The 19,402-nt window shown below is 74.2% G+C and carries 17 protein-coding genes; 12 read left to right on the forward strand and 5 right to left on the reverse strand.

Annotated features, from left to right (window positions below; genetic code table 11):
* Nucleotides 1-143 precede the first annotated feature (143 nt).
* Entirely contained in the window at nucleotides 144-1,106 is a 963-nt protein-coding gene (locus tag ACFV1J_RS08895; RefSeq protein ID WP_385856594.1) for a TetR/AcrR family transcriptional regulator C-terminal domain-containing protein, read from the forward strand.
* Nucleotides 1,107-1,124: 18 nt separating this feature from the next.
* Here the strand turns inward: ACFV1J_RS08895 and ACFV1J_RS08900 are convergent, their stop codons facing one another.
* Nucleotides 1,125-2,393, reverse strand: a complete 1,269-nt coding sequence (locus ACFV1J_RS08900; protein WP_385856595.1) for a helix-turn-helix domain-containing protein — start codon at nucleotides 2,391-2,393, stop codon at nucleotides 1,125-1,127.
* A 53-nt stretch (nucleotides 2,394-2,446) separates the two neighbouring features.
* Nucleotides 2,447-2,593: a hypothetical protein gene (locus ACFV1J_RS08905; RefSeq protein ID WP_385856596.1), complete on the reverse strand. Its 147-nt coding sequence runs from the start codon at nucleotides 2,591-2,593 to the stop codon at nucleotides 2,447-2,449.
* 377 nt (nucleotides 2,594-2,970) lie between these two features.
* On the opposite strand from ACFV1J_RS08905, the gene ACFV1J_RS08910 reads away from it, so the two are divergent.
* The 11 genes from ACFV1J_RS08910 (at nucleotide 2,971) to ACFV1J_RS08960 (ending at nucleotide 17,061) form a co-directional block, all read left to right on the forward strand.
* Nucleotides 2,971-3,903: a DUF3068 domain-containing protein gene (locus ACFV1J_RS08910; protein WP_385856736.1), complete on the forward strand. Its 933-nt coding sequence runs from the start codon at nucleotides 2,971-2,973 to the stop codon at nucleotides 3,901-3,903.
* 250 nt (nucleotides 3,904-4,153) lie between these two features.
* Nucleotides 4,154-5,323 carry a glycosyltransferase family 4 protein gene (locus ACFV1J_RS08915; protein ID WP_385856597.1) on the forward strand — a complete coding sequence of 390 codons (1,170 nt, stop codon included), beginning with the start codon at nucleotides 4,154-4,156 and terminating at the stop codon, nucleotides 5,321-5,323.
* Between the two features lie 7 nt (nucleotides 5,324-5,330).
* Nucleotides 5,331-6,056 carry a class I SAM-dependent methyltransferase gene (locus ACFV1J_RS08920; RefSeq protein WP_385856599.1) on the forward strand — a complete coding sequence of 242 codons (726 nt, stop codon included), beginning with the start codon at nucleotides 5,331-5,333 and terminating at the stop codon, nucleotides 6,054-6,056.
* Nucleotides 6,053-10,402, forward strand: a complete 4,350-nt coding sequence (locus tag ACFV1J_RS08925; protein WP_385856600.1) for an alpha-(1->3)-arabinofuranosyltransferase family protein — start codon at nucleotides 6,053-6,055, stop codon at nucleotides 10,400-10,402. The genes ACFV1J_RS08920 and ACFV1J_RS08925 overlap by 4 nt, the downstream gene beginning before the upstream one ends.
* Nucleotides 10,399-12,444 carry a condensation protein gene (locus tag ACFV1J_RS08930; protein WP_385856601.1) on the forward strand — a complete coding sequence of 682 codons (2,046 nt, stop codon included), beginning with the start codon at nucleotides 10,399-10,401 and terminating at the stop codon, nucleotides 12,442-12,444. The genes ACFV1J_RS08925 and ACFV1J_RS08930 overlap by 4 nt, the downstream gene beginning before the upstream one ends.
* Nucleotides 12,441-13,184, forward strand: coding sequence for a class I SAM-dependent methyltransferase (locus ACFV1J_RS08935; RefSeq protein WP_385856603.1), 744 nt, complete (start codon nucleotides 12,441-12,443; stop codon nucleotides 13,182-13,184). Before ACFV1J_RS08930 ends, ACFV1J_RS08935 begins: the two co-directional genes overlap by 4 nt.
* Before the next feature lie 19 nt (nucleotides 13,185-13,203).
* Complete coding sequence (locus tag ACFV1J_RS08940) at nucleotides 13,204-14,106, forward strand: DMT family transporter (protein WP_385856737.1); 903 nt, start codon at nucleotides 13,204-13,206, stop codon at nucleotides 14,104-14,106.
* Nucleotides 14,107-14,200: 94 nt separating this feature from the next.
* Nucleotides 14,201-14,425: a Trm112 family protein gene (locus ACFV1J_RS08945; RefSeq protein ID WP_385856604.1), complete on the forward strand. Its 225-nt coding sequence runs from the start codon at nucleotides 14,201-14,203 to the stop codon at nucleotides 14,423-14,425.
* Nucleotides 14,422-15,231, forward strand: a complete 810-nt coding sequence (locus ACFV1J_RS08950) for an FkbM family methyltransferase (protein WP_385856605.1) — start codon at nucleotides 14,422-14,424, stop codon at nucleotides 15,229-15,231. The genes ACFV1J_RS08945 and ACFV1J_RS08950 overlap by 4 nt, the downstream gene beginning before the upstream one ends.
* Nucleotides 15,215-15,823, forward strand: a complete 609-nt coding sequence (locus ACFV1J_RS08955) for a hypothetical protein (RefSeq protein WP_385856606.1) — start codon at nucleotides 15,215-15,217, stop codon at nucleotides 15,821-15,823. The genes ACFV1J_RS08950 and ACFV1J_RS08955 overlap by 17 nt, the downstream gene beginning before the upstream one ends.
* 206 nt (nucleotides 15,824-16,029) lie before the next feature.
* Nucleotides 16,030-17,061, forward strand: coding sequence for a rod shape-determining protein (locus ACFV1J_RS08960; protein WP_385856607.1), 1,032 nt, complete (start codon nucleotides 16,030-16,032; stop codon nucleotides 17,059-17,061).
* A 134-nt stretch (nucleotides 17,062-17,195) separates the two neighbouring features.
* On the opposite strand, the gene ACFV1J_RS08965 is transcribed toward ACFV1J_RS08960, so the two are convergent.
* The 3 genes from ACFV1J_RS08965 to ACFV1J_RS08975 all read right to left on the reverse strand — a co-directional run bounded on the left by ACFV1J_RS08965 (nucleotide 17,196) and on the right by ACFV1J_RS08975 (nucleotide 19,258).
* Nucleotides 17,196-17,792: a histidine phosphatase family protein gene (locus ACFV1J_RS08965; RefSeq protein ID WP_385856609.1), complete on the reverse strand. Its 597-nt coding sequence runs from the start codon at nucleotides 17,790-17,792 to the stop codon at nucleotides 17,196-17,198.
* Between the two features lie 11 nt (nucleotides 17,793-17,803).
* The gene (trxA, locus tag ACFV1J_RS08970) at nucleotides 17,804-18,277 is read right to left on the reverse strand and encodes a thioredoxin (protein WP_385856738.1); all 474 of its coding nucleotides are present in this window, start codon (nucleotides 18,275-18,277) and stop codon (nucleotides 17,804-17,806) included.
* 108 nt (nucleotides 18,278-18,385) lie between these two features.
* Nucleotides 18,386-19,258 (reverse strand): maleylpyruvate isomerase N-terminal domain-containing protein, encoded by an 873-nt coding sequence (locus ACFV1J_RS08975; RefSeq protein WP_385856610.1) that lies wholly within the window; start codon nucleotides 19,256-19,258, stop codon nucleotides 18,386-18,388.
* Nucleotides 19,259-19,402: the final 144 nt, after the last annotated feature.

The following is a 19,402-nucleotide window of genomic DNA, read 5'->3' on the forward strand; positions in this document are numbered from 1 at the left end:
GCGCCGCAGGTAGGGGCTGGTGGGTGCCTCGCGCTGCTACCGTCGGCGGCAGTCAAGAGAGCTGGTGCACTAGTACGGCACTGATGGCACCGATGCGGCGCTGATTCGGCACCGACACGGCACTACTACGGAGGAGGCGTCCCGTGGCGCAGACCGGCGCACCGCCCTACCGCCGGATCGTCGAGGAGATCCGGCGCCGCATCGACGCCGGTGAACTGGCGCCCGGCGACCGGGTGCCGTCGACCCGGCGGATCACCCAGGAGTGGGGGGTGGCGATGGCCACCGCCACGAAGGTGCTGACGACGCTGCGTCAGGAGGGGGTCGTCCGGGTGGTGCCGGGCGTGGGGACGGTCGTGGCCGAGCCGCGGCCGCCGCAGCGGACGGCCCGCGGTCCGGCCCCGCGGGAGCGGCGGGCGCGCGAGGCGGACGGCGGGCTGACCCAGGACCGGATCGTCCGGGCCGGGATCAAGGTCGCCGACGCCGAGGGGCTGCGGGCGCTGTCGATGCGCCGGGTCGCCGCCGAGTTCGGGGTGTCGTCGATGGCGCTCTATCGCCATGTGGCCGGCAAGGACGAGCTGGAACTGCTGATGGCGGACGCCGTGTTCGCGGAGGTGGAACTTCCCGATCCGGCGCCGGACGGCTGGCGCGAGCGGATGGAGGCCGGGGCGCGGCTGCAGTGGGCGCTCTACCGCCGGCACCCGTGGCTGGCGAAGTACCTGTCGATCAGCCGTCCGCAGCCGATGCCGCGGGCGATGGCGCTGATCGAGTGGACCGTGGGGCGGGTCGAGGGGATGACCCCGGTGACGCAGCTCCACATGGCCGTGACGCTGGTGGGTTTCGTGATGTCCACCGCCGCCGGTTTCGAGGAGGACCTGGAGGCCGAGCAGGAGACCGGGATGGACCAGGACCAGTGGATGGCCGCGCTGGAGCCGGAGTTCGAGGGCATCCTCCAGTCCGGTGCGTACCCCATGTACGCGGCGATTTCCGGCTCCCCGGAGGACTCCTTCAACCACGAGACGCTGTTCGAGTTCGGTCTGGCGCGTCTCCTGGACGGCATGGCGGTACTGGTCGAGGGCGGAGCCGGACCGGGGCGCCTGCCGGGATGACCGGGAAACATCCCTGGCTCAGTTGAGTTCCCCGCGGAGCCGTCGGGCCCGTAACACCAGCTCCAGTTCGAAGCGGCGGTCCGGGTCGTCCATCTCCGGGCCCCATAACTCCCGTATCTGGCGCAGCCGGTAGCGGACGGTCTGGGGGTGGACGCCGAGCCGGGCGGCGATCTCCGGTGCGCCGCCGCGGGTTTCCAGCCAGGCCAGCAGGGTCTCCGCGAGCCGCCGCCCGTGGGTCGGCCCGCAGCCGTCCAGGGGCGCGAGGCGGCGGCGGGTGAGGTCGTCGATCAGCTCCTCGGGCGGCAGCAGGACCAGTGCCTCGGTGTGTTCGGTGCACTGCAGCAGTTCGCCGGCCGGCAGCAGTCCGCGCTCGACGAGATCCGCCGCGGCCCCGGCCCAGCGCAGCGATTTCGCGGCGGCCGTCAGGGGGACGACCGGGCCGAGCGCGCCCGACCAGCCGGCCGCGGCCCGGCCCAGCAGCTCGCGCCGGCCCGGGGCGTCCGGTTCCGGCACCACCATCCGCGGCCGTTCGCACTCCATGTCCAGCAGGACGTCCGGGGCGACCGCGGGGGCGACCGCCGCCCGGTCCGGGCGCAGCAGCACGGCGACCGCGACGCGTTCGGGCAGCGGCCAGCCGATCCGGGCGGCGCGTTCGACGAGCGCCGGCGGCACCCCGCCGGCCGCTCCGACCGCCCCGGGACCGGCCGTTCCGGTTCCGCTCCCGCCGCGTCGGGTACGGGTGGCCGTGAGGCCGAACAGCTGCTCCATCAGACGGCGTTGCTGCCGCAGCCGCTCCCCGGCCTGGCGGGCGGCGGCCTCGGCGTAGCCGCGGACGGACGCGGCGACCAGCCCGTCGAGGTACTCGAAGCCGGACTCGGCGAGCTCGTACATCGCCGGGGCGGGGATGGCGACCTGCTGGCCGATCTCGGCGAGCCGCCGCCAGGCCAGCCGTACGCCGAGCCGGTAGATGGCCTGCAGCGCGTCCAGGCTGCGGCCCTGGAGGCCCTCGCCGCGGCCGAACTCCTGGAAGACCCGCGGGTGGACGTGCGGCCGGTCCAGGCCCGTGGTCAGGTGTGTGACGAAGTGCTCCAGCGACTGGCGGATACCGACCAGCGCCCGAGGCTCCCCGAACTCGTCCGGAACCAGCGGGAGTTGGGGGTACTCGTGGCGGATCTCGCGCAGGATGTCCTGGGCCAGCGTGGGCACCTCCGCCAGCGCCAGGGTGGCGAACTGCCGTACCTGGTAGGGCGGGACGTCCCGCCAGGCCGAGCGGACGGCGGTCACCATCCCGAGGACCTCCTTCGTACGCCGCGGCCGTGCGCACTGCGCATACCGTCCGCCTACCCGCCGGCCCGGTCGAAGCTCACCAGCGGCACATTGGGTTGTTCGGGGGTGGCGTCGAGGGCCGCGACGATGCCGAGCGCGGCGCCGACGGCCAGGGCGGCGGCGAGCAGCGCGGTCAGTGCGGCGGCGAGCATCCGGTGCATGGCGCGGCGAGCCCTTCGTCGGGACCGGAGACCTCACCGGTCTCCGTCGGGTCGGTACGGCACACGGCGCGGCCCCGGGGCGTACGGATTCGGGGGCCGGCTCGTGCCGCGTCCCACAGCGCGGCACCACTCGGTCGTGGTGACTGCCGAGTGTGGAAGGGCATTGACGGTCTGTCAAGAGTCGCTTACGTTCCCGGCCCATGGGCGCCCGCCCCGTCCGACGCGTTTCCCCGGACGGCCGCCCGCCCCTCCGCACGTGCACCAGAGCGTGATCCCCCACCGCTTCCAGGAGTGCCCGTATGCCTTCCCTCACCTCCGTTTCCGGCCCGCCACCGGCCCCCGCCACCACGGTCACCGGCGCCCGCACCGCCGCCCCGATGTCCCTGGCCCTGCTCGGCCTCGGCGTCTTCCTGCTCGTCCTCGCCCCCCTGCTGACCTGGTACGTCACGCCGCGCGCGAAGGTCACCCCGGTCGACGTCGATGTCACCACCGTCTTCACCGGCGCCGGCAGCTACTTCGACACCGACGCCCTGCGCACCAGGCACCGGCAGCGCCTCACCCTCACCCGGCACGTCCTGGGCGACGTCGCGGCGAGCGAGAAGAGCGGGCGGGCCGTGTGGGACGTCTCCACCACGGTCGACACCCCGAAGACGCTGGCCCTGGCGGATCCGCGCAGGGCGTTCCAGTGGACCACCGAGCGCTGGGTCACCGACCGGCGCAGCAACGCCCCGGTGCACTGCTGCGGCGAGGCCCCGACCCGCTTCGACGGCGAGGCCTACCTGAAGTTCCCCTTCGATCTGCGGCGGACCGGATACCGCTGGTGGGACAACACGCTGGGCGCCGCCGTCCCGCTCCGCTTCGCCGGCGAGCAGCGGGCCGAAGGGCTCGTCCTCTACCGCTTCACCGGGACCGTGCCGGCCACCCGGACCGGCAGCCGGCAGGTCCCCGGGCGGCTGGTCGGGCGGCCGCGGCAGGGCCAGATCCAGGCCGAGGAGTGGTACGCCAACTCCGGTATCGAGCTGGTCGCCGAGCAGCGCACCGGCCGGATCGTGGATGCGGTGATCTCGCCGGTCAAGACGTTGCGGGCGCCCGGCGGCCGGCGCGACGCGGTGACCCTGCTGCACGGCGAGCGGCTGCGCTTCACACCGGCGACGCGGCGGGCGCAGCTGCGGCTGGCGGAGGCGGACAGCGGCAGGCTGGCGCTGGTCGGCCGGACGCTGCCGGTGGGCGCCGCGATCGCGGGCGGGCTGCTGACGGCGGCCGGGGCGATCTGGGTGGCGCGGGGACGGCGGGGTACGGACGGGGTGTGACGGGCCGGGCCGGCGCACGGACGGCGGGTGACGGTGGGCGGGCCGGCCGGCCGACAACTCCCCACGGTCCTGCGTGAAGTGATGAACCGTCAGTTCAGAGAGGCGCCGATTTTGTCACCCCGGTGAGTAGCCGCACCCGGGGGCCCGGCCCAAAACTGTCCACCCCATGGCGCAGCACGGCCGCACGACTCAGCACGCAGTACGTCCCCCCACCCCCGGTACCGCACCCTGAGACGAGTTGGATCCGCCCATGCCCCCAGACGTACGGCCCGCTCCCCCGGCCCGCCCCGCACCGCCGCTCACCCCGCCCGCGGCCGCCGGTCCCCCCGCCGGCGGCCCGCCCCCGCTCCCCCGCCGGATCGTCTTCCTCGCCCGCCGCGACCTGGGCAACCCGGCCGCCGGCGGCTCCGAGCTGCTGGTGGACCGGATCGCCGAGGGCCTGACCGCGCACGGCCATCAGGTCACCCTGGTGTGCGGCGGGCCCGCTGCCGACCGGGACTACCGGGTGGTGTCCGCGGGCGGCGACGCCGGCCACTTCCTGCGCGCACCGCGCCACCTGGAGCGCCGGGTCGGCGGCTGCGACCTGCTGGTCGAGGTCTGCAACGGCATGCCGTACCTGGCCCCGCTGTGGCACCGCGGACCGACGCTGTGCCTGGTCAACCACGTCCACACGGACCTGTGGCGGATGCGCTACCCGGGGCCGGCCGCCCGGCTGGGCCGCCAACTGGAGCACTGGGCACTGGCCGGGGCGCACCGCCGCAACCTGATGGTCGCGGTGTCCGGCTCGACCGCGGCCGCACTGCACGACCTCGGCGTGGCCCCGGAGCGGATCCGGCTGGTGCACAACGGCGTGGAGGAACCGGGCCCGCTGGTCCCGAAGGCGCCCGAACCGCTCTTCCTGGCCATGGGCCGGCTCGTGGAGTACAAGCGGATCGATCTGCTGCTGCGGCTGTGGGAGCGGGTCCGGCCGGTGACCGGCGGCCGGCTGGTGATCGTCGGTGACGGCCCGGAACGCGCCCGGCTGACCGCACTGGCCGGGCCCGGCGTCACCTTCACCGGCCGGATCTCCGAACGGCGCAAACACGAACTGCTCTGCTCCGCCTGGCTGTTGCTGCACCCCTCGCTGGTCGAGGGGTGGGGCCTGGTGGTCATGGAGGCGGCCGCCCGGCGCACCCCGGCCCTCGGCTTCGACATCCCCGGACTGCGCGATTCCGTCCAGGACGGCGTCACCGGTCTGCTCGCCCGCGGGGAGAGCGCCTTCGCCGCGCACTGGTGCGCCCTCGGGCTGAGCGAGCGGCGCCGTACCGCCCTGGGGCTGGCCGCGGAGGCGCGCGCCGGCCGCTTCCGGTGGAGCCGTACCGTCCGCAGCTTCCGTGCGGTCGCCGCGGAGGCCTTCCGCGACGCGTCCCCCGGGCGGTGAGGCCCCCGTGCGCGACCCCTCACTGCGCCGGTCCTGGGCCCTGTTCCGAGCCTTCCTGCGGGAGCAGGACGATCCCGAGCACTGCTACCGGCTGCTCGCCCGCGACGCCGCCGACCAGGTCGAACGCCATCTGCCGCTGAACGGCGCGGTGGTCGCCGACGTCGGCGGCGGCTGCGGCCACTTCACCGAGGAGTTCCGGCGGCGCGGCGCCCACGGCTACCTCTTCGAGCCCGATCCGGCCGAACTGACCGCCCGCGGGCGGCGGCCCGAGGGCGCGGTGATCGCCGACGGCTACCTGCTGCCGCTCGCCGACGGCGCCGCCGACGTCTGCTTCTCCTCGAACGTCCTGGAGCACGTCGCCGACCCGCAGACCTTCCTCAGCGAACTGATCCGGGTCACCCGCCCCGGTGGACTCGTCTACGTCGCCTTCACCAACTGGCTCTCCCCCTGGGGCGGCCACGAAATGGCGCCCTGGCACTACCTGGGCGCCGAACGGGCCCGCGGCCGCTACCGGCGGCGCACCGGCAGACCGGCCAAACACACCCTGGGCGTCAACCTGTTCGCGGTGCACATCGGCCGCACCCTGCGCCAGGTGCGGGCCCGGGACGACATCGCCATCGTCAGCGCACGCTCCCGCTACGCGCCGTTCCTCGCCGAGGCCATCCCCCGTCTCCCGGGTCTCCGGGAGGTCGCCACCTGGAACCTCCTCCTCATCCTGCGGCGGTTGCCATGACCCAGACCCTCAGGCCCTCCCCGTCCCCGGGGTCGCCCGACGCCGGCGGCCGGACCGCGCCCGTCCCGGCCCCGTCGCCCGGGCGGCCTCGGTCCCGCCGCTGGCTGCTCGCCTTCTGGGCGCTCACCCTGGCCGGCTTCCTCGCGCCCGCGCCCGGCAGGATGACGTTCGAGACGAAACTGGGGGTCACCACCGACCCCTGGCAATTCCTCGGTGACCTCGGGCAGTTGTGGCACGACCGGGCCGGCTTCGGCGGCCTCGCCGACCAGTACATCGGCTACGCCTTCCCGGCCCTCCCGTACTACGGCCTGACCCACCTCGCCCACCTACCGGTGTGGCTGGCCGAACGGCTGTGGATGTCCCTGATCGTCACGGCCGCGTTCTGGGGCGCCCTCCGGCTGGCCGAACGGCTGCGGTACGGCTCCCCGGCCTCCCGCCTGCTGTCCGCGGCCTGTTACGCGCTGTGGCCCACCTTCACCCTCGTCATCGGTTCCACCTCCGCCGCCGCGCTGCCCGGGGCGATGCTGCCGTGGGTCCTGCTGCCGCTGACGAACCCGCAGGTCAGCCCGCGGATCGCGGCCGCCCGGTCGGCGCTGCTGATCCCGTTCATGGGCGGCGTCAACGCGGCGTCCACGCTGGCCTCGCTGCTGCCCGCCGGGCTGTATCTGCTCTCCCGCACCGGACCGCGCCGGACCCGGCTGCTCGCCTGGTGGCTGCCCGGGGTCGTCCTGGCCACCGCGTGGTGGGTGGTGCCGCTGCTCCTGCTGGGCATCCACGGCGAGAACTTCATGCCGTTCATCGAACAGGCCGACACCACCACCAGCACCATGTCCGCCACCGAACTGCTGCGCGGCGCCGGCAACTGGGTCGGCTATCTGAACTTCGGCGAACCGTGGTTGCCGGCCGGCTGGACGCTGACCGCCAGGCCGTACGCGGTGCTCGGCTCGGCGCTGGCCGCGGGCCTCGGCCTGGCCGGCCTGGCCCGCCGCGATCTGCCCGAGCGACGCTGGCTGCTGCTGACCGTGCTGTCCGTCGCACTGATCGCACTGGCCGGATACGGCGGCGCACTCGGCGGGCCGCTGCACGGCCTGTGGCAGGACTGGCTGAACGGCTGGCTGCGCCCGTTCCGCAACATCTACAAGTTCACCCCCGGTCTGGCGCTCGCGCTCACCCTGGGCCTGGCGCATCTGCTCGCGGCCGCCGGCGGACGGCACGCCACCCGCCGGGTCCCCGCCCGCCGGCGGCTGCCGCTGCTGACCGCGCTCCTGGTCCTGTCCGCGCTCGCCCTGCCGTTCCTCACCGGGACCGTCCTCCAGCCGGGCGCCTTCACGACGTTGCCCGCCTACTGGACGCAGACCGGGCAGTGGCTGAAAGCGCACTCCCCGCACAGCCGTGCCCTGGTGGTCCCCGCCACCGCGCACGGCATCTACACCTGGGGCTCCCCCATCGACGAACCCCTCGACGTCCTGGCCCGATCCCCCTGGGCGCAACGGGACTTCGTGCCGTTCGGCACCCCCGGCGCCCGGCGCGCCCTGGACGCCGTCGAACAGGCCCTGCTGACCGGCGCCGAGGTCCCCGGCCTGCGCGACTACCTGCACCGCGCCGGACTGCACGACGTCGTCGTCCGCAACGACCTCGACCCGGACCAGATCGGCTACGTCCCGCCGCAGACCGTCAAACGGACCCTGGAGGCCTCCGGCTACCGCCGGGCGGCCGCCTTCGGCCCGCTGACCACCGGCGGCCGGATCCCCGCCGAGGCACCGCTGCAGATCCAGGGCCTCTATCCGCGCCAACGCGCCGTGGAGATCTACCGGCCGACCGACATCCCCGCCCCCGGGCCGGTCACCGCCCGGGCCGTCGCGGACACCGCCCAGCTCAGCGGCGGCCCGGAAGCCCTCCTCCAGCTGTCCGCCGACCCCGCACTGCGCCGCCGGCCCACCGTGCTCACCGGCGACAACCACCCCGGGCTCGGCACGCCGCCGCTCCAGCTGACCGCCGACGGACTGCGGCGCGCCGACACCCGCTTCGGACTCGTCAACAGCAACACGTCGTACACGTACACCGCCACGGAGACCAACCACCCCGACAGCCTGCAGGACCCCGGCCGGCCGCCCCGGCAGATCCTGCCGACCACCGGCATCGGCCACCAGACCACCGCGGTGCTCCGCGGCGCCGCCTCGGTCACCGCCTCGACCAGCGGCAACTGGCTGTTCCACCTTCCGCAGTACGACCCGGTCAACGCCTTCGACGGCAACCCTGACACCGCCTGGGCGGAGGGCAGCGCCGGCGACCCGGTCGGCCAATGGATCAAGATCACCTTCACCCGGCCCACCACCCTCCCGGCCACCCTGTCCCTCACCCCCCTGCGCGGGGACGGCCTGCGCGCCGCCCCGACCTCCGTACGGATCGCGACCGACCGCGGCAGCACCGACGGCCCGCTCCGGCCCGACGGGACGCAACAGCAGGTCAAGGCCCCGGCAGGACCGGCGAAATGGCTGAAGCTGACGATCCTCGGCTCCCAGACACCCCGCGCCGGGCTCTCCGGCGCCGGCTTCGCCGAGATCGGCGTGCCGGGCGTACAGGTGACCCGGCTGCTGCAACTCCCCACCGACGCCCAGCGATCCGACGCCCCGGCCGAGACGATCTCGCTGCACCGCGGCAGCGACCCGGGCGGACTGTCGCCGGTCTCCGCCGAGGTCGGGCTGCACCGCCAGTTCCGCACCGGTTCGCCCGCGCCCTACGCGGTCTCCGGCACCGCACTGCCCGTGCCCGGCCCCGAACTCGACACGCTGCTGGACCGCATCGCCCCGGAGCAGAAGGACCGGATCACCGCCACCGCCGACTCCACCAGCTTCGGCTTCGGCCAGTCGCTCAGCCCCCGCAACCTCGTCGACGGCGACCTGACCACCGCATGGATCGCCGGCGACAAACCGACCCTGCACCTGCGCTGGCCGGGCAAGAAGAAGATCGACCAGATCGTGCTGGCCGCGGCCGGCGGGATCTCCACCCGGCCGGAACAGATCCTGATCAACTCCCCGGACGGGGCGGCCACCGCGGGCGTCGACGAGAACGGCCAGGCCCGCTTCGACCCGATCACCACCGACCGCCTCGACATCACCATCAGCCGGGTGAAGGAGCTGACACTCCACAACCCGGTCGCCGGACAGGCCCTGCAACTCCCGGTCGGCCTCAGCGAGGTCTACCTCCCGGCTCTGGACGCGTACCGCACCCCCCGGCCACCGGCCGGCGCACGCTTCTCGCTCGGCTGCGGCCAGGGCCCGATGCTCGCCGTCGACGGCGTCCTGCACGCCACCAAGGCCTCCGGATACGTCCGTGACCTGACCGAACGACGGCCCGTACCGGTGCAGTTGTGCGCCGGTGAGGCGCGCGACGGGCGACTGGAGCTGGCCGCGGGACGCCACCGGGTGGAGGCGGGGGACCAGGGGCCGCTGGCGCTGACGGACGTGACGTTGGGGAGGGGTGGGGTGGCCGGTACCCGGGTGGCCGGACGGGAACGCACGGCCGCCGCGCAGGACTGGTCGGGGGACCGGCGCACCGTCCGCATCGCTCCAGGTCAGGCCGTCTATCTGCAGATGTACGAGAACGCCAACGACGGCTGGCAGGCCACCCTCAACGGCCACCGGCTCACCCCGCTGCGGCTGGACGGCTGGCAGCAGGGCTTCCTCGTACCGGCCGGCACGGGCGGCACCATCGAGCTCACCTACGCACCCGCCGGCCTCTATGACGCGGGGCTGATCGGCGGCGCGGCGGCCGTCGCACTGCTGGCGGTGGGCGCGCTGGTGAGCCCCAGGAAGTCGCAGACCGCGCAGCCTGCCGATCCTCCCGCTCCTCCCGCTCCGCCCGCGCCGTCGTGGCTGCTCGGGGTCGTGGCGCTGACCGGGGTGATGGCGCTGGCCGCCGGTCCGTACGCGGTGATCGTGCCGCTCCTGGCGCTGGCGGCCCGCTTCCGGCCAGCGTTGCTCGGGCCGCTCGCACTGGTGGCGATGACGGGCGCCGGAGTCATCGCGGCGGTGGGCGCGGGCGAGCCGGTCGCCACCGGCCGGGGCGCGTTCGGCGCCGCCGCCCAGGCGCTGGCACTGCTGGCGTTGGCGGCGGCGGTGGTGACGGTGCCGGTGCCGGCCATCCGGTCGGGGGCCATCCGGTCGGCGGCGACCCCGTCGGGGCCGTCCCCGTCGGCGCCGTCATCGCCGTCATCGCCGTCGCCGTGGTCGCCGGCCCCGTGGTCGCCGTCCCTGTGGTCGCCGTCCCGTACAAACGGCCAGGTGTCAGACGGCCTGGTGTCAGACGAGCAGGTGTCAGACGAGGGGGAGGACTCTGCCCGATGACCGCATTGCATCCGACGACCGGCGCCCCGACACCACAGGGGGGTTCCGGGGGGTCCGGGGGTCCTGGGGGTCCTGGGGTTCCTGGGGGTCCTGGGGGTTCTGGGGGCCCTGGAGGTCCTGGGAGCGCCGGTAGCCCCGGTGGGACCGGTAGCCCCGGTGGACCCGGTGAGGTTGATGAGGTTGGTGAGGTCGGTGAGCCCGGTGAGGTCGCTGGCCGTCAACCGGCCCTCGGCCGGGTTCCGTTCCCCGCCGTCGACGAGATCGCCCGGCACTGCCTGGAGGACGACGAACCCGAGACCGTGCACATCGAGGTGCAGTTGCCCGGGCGGGTGGACGCCACCCGGCTGCGCACCGCCTTCCACCAGGCACTCACCCGGCATCCGCGCATCCTGATGCGGCAGGCACCGACGCGCTGGTGGCACCGCTCCTACGCCTGGCACCTCACCGCCGGCCCCGACCGGGACCCGGTGGTCGTCCCGCCCCCCGGCCCCGATGCCCTCCTACGGGCGAGGGAACGGGCCCTGACCGACTGCCCGCCACTGGACTGCTCACCACCCGTACGCCTGGAGATCCTCGGACCCGCGGAGCCGGACGGCGGCACCGTCCTGCTGCTCACCCTCAACCACACCGCCCTGGACGGCCCGGCCTGCCTCCGCGTCCTGGCCACCACGGCGGAGCTCTACGCGGGGGCGGGCGCCGGGGCAGGAGCAGGCGCGGGTGGAAGTACGGGGGCAGGGGCAAGTGCGGGAACAGCGGCAGGAGGAGGATCAGGGGGAGGGCCAGGGGCAGGGGCAGGTGCTGTTGGCGGCCCGGTGGGTGGGCCAGGTATCTCTCCGGCGAGCGGGCAGGACGGCGGCCGGCCGCGCGGCGCCAGGTCCCGCTTCGCCCGACCGGCCCGTATCGCCGCCGACCACCGGGGCAGCGGCGAGGACAAGGTGTCTGGTCCCGGCAAGGGCAACGGCGAGAGCAAGGGCAAGGGCAAGGACAGCGCCAAGGCCAAGGGCAACGGCATGCTGCTCACCGAACTGCCCGTCCCGGCCCGGCCACCCCGCACCGGCGGCCGGTCGCCGTACACCGTCAACGACCAACTCCTCGTCGCCACCTGCCTGATGGTGGCGCGCTGGAACCGGCTGCACGGCGCCCGCCCGGCACCCGTCGTCGTCACCATGCCCATGGACGACCGGCCGCGCGGCGCCGAGATGCCCATCGGCAACGGCACCCGGCTGGTCCCGGTCGGCTTCGGCCCCGAGGAACGCGAGGAGGCGGCACTGCTCAGCGCCGAGCCGCCCGACCCGGACGCGGTGGCCCGGCTGCTGCGGCGAACGGCCGCACGCACCCGTGCGCTCAAGGCGGCGCCGCCCGGCCCCCCGCTCGGCCTCGCCGGGACGGTACTGACCGCACCGGTGCTGCCCGTGGGCGTACGCGGCGCGGTCACCCGTGCGCTGCGCCGCGCCGCCGCGCCCTGGACCACCACGACCCTGCTCTCCAACATCGGGCGGCTGCCCTACCCGTTGGACTTCGGCGAGGCCGGCCGGCCGACCGCGGTGTGGTTCTCCGCCCCGGCCCGCATGCCGCGCGGAGTCACCGTCACCACCGTCTCGGTCGGCGACCGCATCCAGCTCGCCCTCCGCTGGTCCCGCGCACTGCTCGACGAGGACGCCGGCGCCCACCTCGCCACCCTCTTCCGCACCTCCCTCGCCGCAACGGCCTGGCCGGGAGCCACGACGGTCCCTGGGCCCCCTCCCCCTCCCCCAAGCCCACCCACCCCGCCACCACCACCCCCCAGCTCCACCCCACCCCTGTCCCCTCCGCCGCCCGCCGCACCACCGGCGGCTCCACCGCCACCCGTCGCACCACCAGCAGCGCCACCGTCACCCTCCACGCCACCGGCGACGCCACCCTCACCCGCCGCACCACGGTCAGCTCCACCGCCACCCGCCACACCACCAGCAACCCCACCGCAACCCGCCGCACCACCGTCAGCTCCACCGCCACCCGCCGGGCCGCCGCCCGCGCCCTCGGCCGACGGGGGCGCCCGATGAGCCCGGCCGCAGCAACCAGCAGCCTGCGGGACTTCTACGAAGATCCCGCCGTGCCGGTGGCGTCCGGGGCCGGGCGCAGTCGGCGGCAGGCGCGGTTGCTGGCACGCGCCCTGGGGCCCGTACGGTCCGGGGCGCCGGCCGCCACCGTGCTGGACATCGGCTGCGGCGACGGCACCGCGGCAGCCACCGCGGCGGAGGTCCTGGCCGGTCATCGCCTCATCGGCGTCGACTGGTCACAGGACGCGCTGCGCCGCGCCCAGGCCCGTATTCCGTATGTCGTACGCGGCGAACTCACCGATGGCGGGCTGCCGTTCGCGACCGGCTCCGCCGACGCCGTGCTCTTCAGCGAGGTCGTCGAGCACCTCGTCGACCCCGATGCCGCACTGGACGAGCTGCACCGGGTACTGCGCCCCGGCGGTCATCTGATGCTCTCCACCCCCAATCTCGCCGCCTGGTACAACCGCGGGCTCCTGCTCGCCGGGGTCCAGCCCGTCTTCTCCGAGGTGAGCATGCGCCGGATCCACGGCCGGCCCGGCACCCAGGTCGTCGGTCATCTGCGCCTCTACACCGCCCGCGCACTGCGTGGCTTCCTGGCCGCGTCCGGCTTCGAGGTCGTACGGATCGCCGGTGCGCCGTACCACGACGTACCGCGCCCGCTGCGCCCCCTGGACCGGGCCGCGTGTCATCTCCCGTCGCTGGCCTCGATCCTGCTCGCGCATGCCCGCCGGAGAAGGGAGTAGCGCGATGCCGTGGTGGGGCGTGGCGTCCGCGCTGCTCGCCAACGTCCTCTACAGCACCGGTTTCGTGCTGGAGAAACGGGCGCTGGCGGCGCTGCCCGCACTGAGCACCCGGCAGCCCGCCCGGGTCGTCGGTCACCTCCTGTCCAGTCCGCTGTGGCTGGGCGGTTCGCTGGCGCTGGCCGCCGGGTTCGCCGCCCAGCTGGCCGTCTACCGCACCCTGCCGCTCGCCGCCGCGCAGGGCATCTTCGTCTCGGGTCTGGTGCTGTTGCTGCTCCTCTCCTCGCTCGTGCTCGGCGAGCGGACCAGTGGCCGGGAGCGGCAGAGCATCGTGGCGATCCTCGTCGCGCTCGTCCTGGTCGTCGCCTCCCTCCGCGGCGAGGACGCACGGACCGTCGCCCGCACCGCCCCGCCGGCGACACTGCTGCTCATCGCCGTACCGTCGCTGGCCGCCGGACTGCTGCTCTACCGCTCGGCGGAACGGCGGGCCCGCCGCCGCCACCGCCTGCCGACCGCCGGCGTCCCCTACGGGGTGGCCGTCGGTCTGCTCTACGGCGTCAGCTCACTGGCCATCAAGGGCGTCTCCGGCCTGCTCACCACGCATGACGTCCCGGCCGCCGCCGGGCAGCTGTTCCGTTCGCCGTATCCCTACCTCCTGCTCTTCACCGGCGCCACCGGTCTGGTGCTCTCCCAGACCGCGCTGCAGCGCTGCCGTGCCTCGGTGATCGTCCCTGTCTGCACCACCGTCACCTGCGTCTTCACCGTCGTCTGCGGCACCGTCGCCTTCGGCGAGCCGCTGCCCGCCGATCCGCTACGGCTCGCGCTGCGGCTGGGCGGTACCGCCGTCGCGGTAACCGTCCTGCTCGCGCTTCCCCGTCATGACACCCCCCAGCCCCCGAACCCCGTACCCACGACCCGCACTTGAGCCGCCGTACCAGCGAGCGGCACTCGAGCCCTCGTACCAGCGACGCCCGTGCCAGCGTCCCCCCAACGCCCTCCCATCTCCCAGGAGTTGAGCCATGAAGCCCGATGACCCGTTGCTCAAGATCCTCGTCTGCCCCCTCGACAAGGGACCGCTCTCCCTCCTCACCCCCGAGGACGTCCTCTACAACCCCCGGTTGCGCCGCCGCTATCCGATCCTCGACGGCATCCCCCAGCTCCTCCCCTCCTCCGGCGAACAGGTCACCGAAGCCGAACACACCCGTCTGCTGCGCCGCCTCACGGACCAGGAGCCGCTGCCGTGACGCTGGCCGCCCGGCTGGCGCCCCGGCTGCCGGCCCGGCTGGTGTCCGCGCTGGCCGCCGGGCTCTATCCGCGCTTCGAGCCGGAGCTGCGGCGCCTCGGCGACTTCTGCCCGCCGGGCGGCACGGCCGTCGACATCGGCGGGTGGTACGGCCCCTGGACCCGGCGGCTGGCCCGGCGCGCGGACCGGGTCGTCACCTTCGAGCCGGTGCCCCATCTGGCCCGGCTGCTGGCGGCCGTGACGCCCCCTCATGTCGAGGTGCTCCCCGCCGCGGCCACCGACCACACCGGCCGCGCCACCCTCTGGCTGCCGCCGGACGGGCGCGGCGACCGCGGGGTCTCCTCGCTCGTCCGCCGTGACCTTCACACGGCCGCCCTCGACGTGCCCTGTCTGCCGCTGGACGCGCTCGGTCTGGCGTCCGTCACGCTCATCAAGATCGACGTGGACGGGGCCGAGCTGGCGGTGCTGCGCGGCGCCGCGCGCACCGTAGAGCGGGAACTCCCCGCGCTCTTCGTGGAGTTGGAGTCCCGGATCCAGCCGCTCCGGCCCGTGCTGGACTGGACGGCGGCGCGCGGCTATCACGGCTGGGTCCTGCCGCACGACCGCTGGCTGCCACTGGCCGACTTCGATCTGTCCGCCCATCAGTCCCGCACCTCCCACGTCGCCGAACACGGCCTGCTGAGGCGCTCCCTCGCCCCGCACCGCCGCTACGTCAATTCCGTGCTGTTCCTTCCCGACGGCGAGCGCCCCGGACCCCCCGCGGCCCCCGTCGTCCACGACCATGTCCATCATGAACCCCACCACTGACAATGACCCGCCCACCGGCCCCGGCACCCCCTCCGACCTGCCCGGACCGCTCGCTTTCCAGCTCGTGCTGCTGCGCCGGATGGCCGACCACCACCCCGGTCTGGTCGAGGACGCGCTGCGGGAACTGGGGGTCTCGCGGGCGCAGATGCGGGAGGCCAACCGCCGCTGGCAGGCACGGATGCATGCCCCGCGGGCGGGCGGCGTCCAGCCGTACCGGGCGCTGCTGGGCACGCCCGAGTCCGTCGGTCCCCGTCGCATCGGCGATCTGACCTGCGAGGCGCTTCTCTGGCCGGTTCCGCTCTGGCCCGATCTGCGGTTCGAGGTGCTCACCGCCTCCCGGGGCGTCGTCTGGAACGCCTGGCTCGTCCGCGCGCCCGGTGCCGCCGGCCCCGAGTTGCGCACCACCGCGGACCTGGCTCCGTGGTCGTGCACCGTCGACGAGGTCGCCCGCGCCTTCCCCCCGGCCCGCCCGATGGAGGGCAGCGCACCGACCCGCTGGCGCCTGGCCTGTAAGGCCCCCGGGCCCGACGGCGCGCCCCAGGATCTCGTCGCCGAATTCACCTGGGGGCTGTACCAGCGGCGGGTCGACTGAGCGGCCCGCGCACCCGTCCGCGGTCACCCGATCGCCCCCTTCCGCACCCGCCCGTCCCCCGACCGGACGCTCTCGGCGGGCGGAGTTGCGCGGGCGCTCGCAGGATGGCGCACGAGCGGTCCGTGTGATTCGGGCCGTCCCAGCGGTCCGGTGAACGGGCCGTACGAGCGCTTAGTCCATACCGGCCCATCGGGGAGGAATCACCCATGACCATCAGCCTCGCCCAACTGCGGCGCTGCTCGGCCGCCGTCGACCTCGGTGCGGCCCGGACCAGGGTGTATGTGAAGAACCAGGGGCTGGTGGTCGATGAACCGACCGTCGCCGCCATCAACACCCGCACCGGTGCGCTGCTGGCCGTCGGCGCCCAGGCGGAGGTGATGGACGGCCGCACCCCGGACTACATCCGTGTGGTGCGCCCGGTCTCCGGCGGCACCGTCGTCGACATCGACATGGCCCAGCGGCTGCTGCGGACCCTGGTCGGCGACAAGTTGCGCAAGTCCTGGCGGCGCCGGCCCACGATGCGGGCCGCGGTCTGCCTGCCGTACGGGAGCGAGCCGCTGGCGCAGCGGGCCGCGGTCGAGACGCTCACCGGGCTGGGCGCGCGCCGGGTGGAACTGGTCGACACCCTGGTGGCGGCCGCCGTCGGTTGCGGGCTACCGGTGGAGCAGCCGGAGGCGACCATGATCGTGGTGTGCGGGGCGGGGACGACGCAGGTGGCGGTGCTCTCGCTCGGCTCGATCGTGGCCGCGGAGACCGTGCCGGTGGGCGGCAACGCCATCGACCACGCGGTGGTCCAGCACCTGCGGCTGCATCACGAACTGATGCTGGCGGGCCAGTCCGTACGCCCGCTGCATCTGATCCTCTCCGGTGGCGACGGGCTCACCCCCGGCTCCACCGAGGTGCACGGCCGGGACGTGGTGAGCGGGATGGCCCGGTCGGTGCACGTCGACACCGAGCGGGTACGGGACGCCATCACCACCCCGCTGACCGCGATCCTCGACGGGATCAGTGCCGTACTGCGCCGCTGCCCGCCCGACCTGGTCGCCGACCTCGGCGAACGCGGCATCATGCTCGCCGGCGGCAGCGCGATGATCCCCGGTCTGGAGCCGATGATCCATCAGGCCACCTCGATGCCGGTGCACACCGCGGACCGTCCCGCCACCTGCGCGGTGATGGGACTGGGCGCGATGATCGAGGGCAAGGTGCAGCCGCTGCACCTGGATCCGATGGCTCCGTAGAACGCGAGGCCGCGAGGCGCGGCTGCGCCAGCGGGACGCAGGGATGCGCCAACGGGACTCAGGGATGCGCCAGCGGGACGCGGCGCAGGATCACCAGTCCCGGACGGGCTACGCGATCCGGCCACTCCCCGCCGTTACGGATGACGGGTGTTCCACGCCACCACGGCCGGCCGGTCGTGCTCCGTGCCCAGTACGCCGACCGCACCCGTCTCGAACGTGAACAGCCCGCCCGCCGCGGCCGGCAGCCCGAGCCGGCGGGCGGCCAGCACCCGCAGGAAGTGCGCGTGCGCCACCAGCACCACATCGCCCCGGCCGGCCTCCAGCTCCGGGCCGATCCGAGTCAGCACCCGGTCTGCGCGCGCACCGACCTGCGCGGGCGACTCGCCGGGATGCCCGTCGGGCCCGGGCACGACGCCGTCGGAGAAGAGGTACCAGCCGGGCCGGCTGCGGTGGATGTCGGCGGTGGCCACGCCCTCATAGCCGCCGTAGTCCCATTCCTGCAGGTCAGGGTCTACCAGCGGCTCGGGGAGGCCCGCCAGCTCGGCGGTGCGCAGTGCCCGCACCATCGGGCTGGTGTGGACCTGCGCGATCTTCCGGCCCGACAGCAGCGGCCGCAGTGCGCGGGCCTGCTCCTCGCCGACGGCGGTCAGCGGCAGATCGGTCCAACTGGTGTGCCGGCCGTCCCGGCTCCACTCGGTTTCGCCGTGCCGGACCAGAAGTAGCTCGCTCACGAGCCCCGAGCCTACTGGCCCGTCCCGCCCTGCGCCTGCTCGCTCTGCTGGGCCTCGGCGACCGATGCCCGGACCTCGTCCATGTCCAGCGCGCGGGCCTGGCCGATCACGTCCTCCAGCGCCGCCTCGGGCAGCGCACCCGGCTGGGCGAACACCGCGATGTTGTCCCGGACGATCATCACCGTCGGGATGGACTGGATCTGGAAGGCCTGCGCGAGCTCGGGCTGCGCCTCGGTGTCGACCTTGGCGAAGACCAGGTCGTCGTGCTTCTCCGAAGAGCGCTCGAAGACCGGGCCGAACTGCTTGCAGGGGCCGCACCACTCGGCCCAGAAGTCGATCAGCACGAAATCGTTCCCGGAAACGATCTCGTCGAAGTTTTCCTTGGTGAGCTCAACGGTGCTCATGTATGTCCCTGCTTCTGTCGAGGATGTGCTGCTGTTCGCAACGGTCTCCGGCTGCGGGAACGAATTCGCCCCGCGGCGTATTCCGTACGCCGGACCGCCACGCTCCCCTGCCCACCGAGAGCATTCCTAGACATCCCGATCCACGGACAAAGGCACCTGCCGGGTTTCACCCCTCCCCGACGGACGGCCTCATATCCAATACGGCGGCGAGGGCACGCCCTCTCCGCCGGCCGTGGACAGCCCCGCCCCGGCCGGGCTGCGCCCGGTGAGCCAGGCCAGCAGATCAGCCGATCGGCCCAGCACGACCGGACCGCCGCCGCCGGCGAAGGCGCGGGCGAAGTCCGCATCCGTCGCCTCGATCCGCACCGCCGACGACCGGGACGCCGACGACCGGGACGCCGACGGCCGGGGCGCCGACGGCCGGGGCGCGGCCTTCCCGCCCACGTCCTGGCCTCCGCCCGAATCCGCCCCCGTATCCGTGCCCGCTACCCGGCGGGCGAGGGCCGCGACGATGTCGTCCAGGATCCAGCGCGTGGTGGCCGCCGGGATGTCCGCGAAGGTGTAGCCGGCGTCCAGGTCGGCGTGGTGGATCTCCAGTTCGCGCAGCCGGGTCTCCATCAGGCCGGCCGGCGTCCGCGTCTCCCCGGTACGCATCCGCACCCGCCGCTCCCAGGCCGCTTCGGGCAGCGCCCGGAGGGCTTCCGCGAACCGTTCCGCGCTCCCCGCCAGGTCTTCGGCCAGCGCGGCAACCGGGCGGTCCGCGCCGGCGTCGATCTCGGCCGCACGGGCCGCCATGCTCGGATACTGCGGAATCGCCACGCCCGTACGCGCGCCCTCCAGCAGCCGGCAAAGACTGTCGGTGGCCCGCGCCAGATGGGTCAGCACATGCCCCCGGGTCCACGGCGGAATCAGCGTCGCCGCACCGACCTGTTCGTCGGTCAGCCCCGCGACGGTGCCGGCCAGTCGCGCCATGGACGCATCGAGCGCCGCCCGCAGCTCCTCCCGCGACATCCCGGAGTCCCCGCCCCCATGCCTGCCGTCGCCGCCGCTGCTCCCGCTCATGGTCATAAGCCTGACCCAGCCTCCCCAAGCATTCCGTCAAGTGAAAACAGAATGCCGCATCCCGAGAGGCGCAAGGAAGTGGGCCAGGCAATTCCGGCCGGCGGACCACCGCGTCAACAGCTCACCCCTCACCGGATCGACGCA

The sequence above is a fragment of the Streptomyces sp. NPDC059649 genome (assembly GCF_042734445.1).
In the GTDB taxonomy this organism is placed as follows: domain Bacteria; phylum Actinomycetota; class Actinomycetes; order Streptomycetales; family Streptomycetaceae; genus Streptomyces.

Bases quoted from the DNA above. Each gene is read 5' to 3' on its own strand.
- ACFV1J_RS08905 (WP_385856596.1), bottom strand. From the start codon at position 2,593: ATGCACCGGATGCTCGCCGCCGCACTGACCGCGCTGCTCGCCGCCGCC.
- ACFV1J_RS08935 (WP_385856603.1), top strand. From the start codon at position 12,441: ATGAGCCCGGCCGCAGCAACCAGCAGCCTGCGGGACTTCTACGAAGAT.
- ACFV1J_RS08900 (WP_385856595.1), bottom strand. From the start codon at position 2,393: ATGGTGACCGCCGTCCGCTCGGCCTGGCGGGACGTCCCGCCCTACCAG.
- ACFV1J_RS08960 (WP_385856607.1), top strand. From the start codon at position 16,030: ATGACCATCAGCCTCGCCCAACTGCGGCGCTGCTCGGCCGCCGTCGAC.
- ACFV1J_RS08955 (WP_385856606.1), top strand. From the start codon at position 15,215: ATGAACCCCACCACTGACAATGACCCGCCCACCGGCCCCGGCACCCCC.
- ACFV1J_RS08930 (WP_385856601.1), top strand. From the start codon at position 10,399: ATGACCGCATTGCATCCGACGACCGGCGCCCCGACACCACAGGGGGGT.
- ACFV1J_RS08975 (WP_385856610.1), bottom strand. From the start codon at position 19,258: ATGAGCGGGAGCAGCGGCGGCGACGGCAGGCATGGGGGCGGGGACTCC.
- ACFV1J_RS08910 (WP_385856736.1), top strand. From the start codon at position 2,971: ATGTCCCTGGCCCTGCTCGGCCTCGGCGTCTTCCTGCTCGTCCTCGCC.
- ACFV1J_RS08915 (WP_385856597.1), top strand. From the start codon at position 4,154: ATGCCCCCAGACGTACGGCCCGCTCCCCCGGCCCGCCCCGCACCGCCG.
- ACFV1J_RS08925 (WP_385856600.1), top strand. From the start codon at position 6,053: ATGACCCAGACCCTCAGGCCCTCCCCGTCCCCGGGGTCGCCCGACGCC.
- ACFV1J_RS08945 (WP_385856604.1), top strand. From the start codon at position 14,201: ATGAAGCCCGATGACCCGTTGCTCAAGATCCTCGTCTGCCCCCTCGAC.